General features: G+C 59.6%; 4 protein-coding genes. All 4 read left to right on the forward strand.

Annotated elements, in window-relative coordinates:
- Positions 1–146 precede the first annotated feature (146 nt).
- Positions 147–686 carry a site-specific integrase gene (locus ALB80_RS21595; RefSeq protein ID WP_083445427.1) on the forward strand — a complete coding sequence of 180 codons (540 nt, stop codon included), beginning with the start codon at positions 147–149 and terminating at the stop codon, positions 684–686.
- Entirely contained in the window at positions 686–1,729 is a 1,044-nt protein-coding gene (locus ALB80_RS21600) for a tyrosine-type recombinase/integrase (RefSeq protein ID WP_050606173.1), read from the forward strand. The genes ALB80_RS21595 and ALB80_RS21600 overlap by 1 nt, the downstream gene beginning before the upstream one ends.
- Positions 1,726–2,103, forward strand: a complete 378-nt coding sequence (locus tag ALB80_RS22785; RefSeq protein WP_253276956.1) for a recombinase family protein — start codon at positions 1,726–1,728, stop codon at positions 2,101–2,103. The genes ALB80_RS21600 and ALB80_RS22785 overlap by 4 nt, the downstream gene beginning before the upstream one ends.
- A 132-nt stretch (positions 2,104–2,235) precedes the next feature.
- On the forward strand, positions 2,236–3,335 hold a 1,100-nt coding region (locus tag ALB80_RS21605; protein WP_253276957.1), incomplete at its 3' end, for a recombinase family protein.

Consider the following 3,335-nt stretch of genomic DNA (forward strand, 5'->3'; position numbering starts at 1 on the left):
GCCGTCAAACCTCAGAATGGAATGACCCGCAAAAAAAAAGCCGGCTGCGGGTGTTGCAGGAGGACCGGCATCAGCAGCGCCTGCTGCTTCTGCCTGAACGGATTTTCGCGCGACCTCGCGGCACGTCCAAGCCGTACGGCTGAGCTCTGCCGCGCGAAAATGCGCTCGCCATCGCCATCCTGCTGGTCTGCCCGGTTCGCGTGAAGAACCTGGCTGACATCCACCTGGAACGCCACCTGCACCGTCCCGGTGATGGCCGAGCCTACCTAGTTCTGGAAGACGGCGAGACAAAAAATGAGCGACCTGTCGAGTTCGAGATCCCGCGTGATGTATTGCGCATGATCGACGTTTATCTCAAATCTCGCTGCCCGGAGCTCTGCCCCGCGGGAACGCCTTGGCTTTTTCCCCGCCGGGATGGTCAACATTCGGTTGATTCCGGCGTTTTGTCTACCCGCGTCTCCAAACGGATCCGGAAGGAAACAGGGTTGGAGATGAATGCCCACCTGTTTCGGCATTTCGCAGTGATGAACTGGCTCGACGCCAATCCCGGCGGCTACGAGGTTGCTCGCCGGTTGCTCGGGCATTCGGAGGTCAGCCACACGATCAACATGTATTCCGGTCTTGAGGCACGTTCGGCAACACGCGCCTTTGCTGACCTGATAGACGCCAAGAAAGGGCGTCGCTGATGAGCCTTGTTCTGCCGCTCGACGAATGGCCCGCGCAAGACCGGGATATGTGGCTCAACCTTCAGACGGAAGGGGGACCGCTTGACGATTGCGGTGCGCTCTCACATCTACGCGCGACCTCGTTGAAGACGTTAGAATTGCGCTATGCCCGATGGCTGCAATGGCTGATTACCAGCGACGCGGAGGCGATCACACTGCCTCCGGCTCGACGCGGGACCCTGCCGCGCCTTTCCGCTTGGCTTCGGGACCTCTCACACACCCGGCCGATGACCCGGTTTATGTTCATTGATGGCGTGTTGCGTATCCTCTCCGTGGCTGACCCGACGCAGGACTGGGCCGCTCAGCGGAAGTTGAAAGCGGGATTGAAGCGCGCCGCGGGTCGAGGTGATCGGGATCGTAAACTTGGGCGTGTGCTGTCCAGCGAGGTTCTATTCCGTGCAGGGCTGTCTCTGGCGACGGGTCATGCAGAAGCTGCGTCAACACCGCTAAGCAGTATGATGTGCCTGCGGGATGGCACCATGATAGCGATGTTGGCCCTGATGCCGATGCGGCGACGCGCCTTCGCGGGCCTTCGGATTGGAACATCCCTGTATGTCGCAGCAGACACGATGACCGTCGCGCTGCCCGGGGATCTCACCAAATCAGGGCATCCCTGGGAAGCTGATGTTCCCCAGAACGTTGAGCCGCTCTTGCGCCGTTATATCAACGAAGCCCGTCCCTTTTTTATGGAGCGTGGCCAACAGCATCACAATGTCCTGTGGGTTGGCCGGTCTGGCACTCCTTTGAAGAAAGACGCGCTGAGCCCCCGGATTGCGGAGCAGACACTGAAGCTGACGGGTCGCCGTATTCCACCGCATTTCTTTCGGGATGCTGCCGCGACAACCCTGGCTCGCTCTTCTCCGGAACACGCCAAGCTAATTCGACCAATTCTTGCGCATACGAGCTTCGGAACCGCCGAGCGCCACTACATCCACGCCCAGACAATTGAAGCGGGCCGCGACTACGCGGCTTTGATCAACCAGAAGAGAAAGGCCCGGCGATGACCCGAGTTGCAATCTATGCCCGTTTCTCCAGCCAAATGCAGAGAGACGCATCCATCGATGACCAAATGCGACTGTGCCGGGAACGTGCTGAGCGGGAAGGTTGGACTGTTGTTGACGCCTATTCTGATCGTGCGGTCTCCGGCGCCTCCATGTTGCGCCCTGGTCTGCAAGCGCTGTTCCATGCAACACAGGAAGGACAGGTTGATCTGATTTTGGCGGAAGCGCTGGACCGGTTGAGCAGGGACCAGGCTGACATCGCGGCGATCTTCAAACGGCTGAGTTTTGCAGGTGTTGGCATCGTGACACTGGCAGAAGGCGAGATCAGCGAATTGCACGTAGGTCTCAAGGGCACCATGAACCAATTGTTCTTCTAAGACCTAGCCGACAAAACCCGGCGTGGTCTTCGCGGGCGGGTCGAGCTTGGCCGTTCCGGCGGCGGAAACAGCTACGGCTATGACGTCGTCCGGCGTCTTGGTCCCGACGGCCAACCCGTCACGGGAGAACGAATGATCAACGCAGCGGAAGCTGAGATTGTCAGGCGGGTGCTTCAAGAGTTCTCCGAAGGGCACTCCCCAAAAGCAATTGCGCGCCGCCTGAACGCCGAGGGTGTCCCCGGTCCTCGTGGCAAGTTATGGCGTGACACGGCCATTCGAGGGCACAGAGTGCGTGGGACGGGCCTCCTCAACAATGAGCTTTATATCGGCCGCCTGGTTTGGAACCGGCTGCGCTACATCAAGGACCCGGAGACCGGCAGACGTGTTTCCCGTCTAAACGATCCGTCCAAGTGGATCATCGCGGAGGTCCCTGAGTTGCGGATCGTCGGGGATGAGCTGTGGGAGGCGGTCAAGCAGCGACAAGGTGAGATCGAGGCCGAACCCCGCGTCAAAGCCATCAAGGAAACCCGGTTTTGGGAGAAGCGTCGCAAGAAGCACCTCCTGACAGGTCTTGCATTCTGCGGCACCTACGGAGGGCCACTCGCCACAGTCGGACGCGACTACCTTGCCTGCTCTGCCGCGCGAAAGCTCGGCACCTGCTCGCACAGGCAATCTATTCGACGCAATGTCCTGGAAGACGCCGTCATGGATTTGCTTCGTCAGCGCCTGATGCAGCCCGACGCTGTGACCGCTTTTATCAAGTCCTTCAGCGAAGCCGCCTACGCAGAAGCAGGCACAGTGGAGGTAGCCCGGACCCGTCTGCAATCCGAGCGGGACAAAGCTGCGCGCAAACTGAATGGGCTTTATGACGCAATCGCTGAGGGCATTCGCACCCCCGGACTTCAAGCGAGGCTTGAAGATCTCGAAACGCAGATCGCAGATCTGGATGCAAAACTCTTCGAACCCGCACCGCCACCGGTGCGCCTTCACCCGAACCTGTCGGAACTCTATCGCTCCAAGGTCGCCGATCTGGCACAGGCACTATCGGACCCGGCGATCCGTACAGGGGCCTTGGAGATTATCCGGAGCTTGATCGAACGTGTCTCGGTCGAGCACACCAACGAGGGCGTTCAGATCGAACTGGAAGGGGCACTTTCAGCGATGATTGGGCTGGCCCAGAACGACAATAGCCGCCTTGCGGCGGCTTGTGTGACACATTGTTCGGTTAAAGT

Source organism: Ruegeria sp. 6PALISEP08, from assembly GCF_001238295.1.
Taxonomy (GTDB): Bacteria; Pseudomonadota; Alphaproteobacteria; order Rhodobacterales; family Rhodobacteraceae; genus Ruegeria.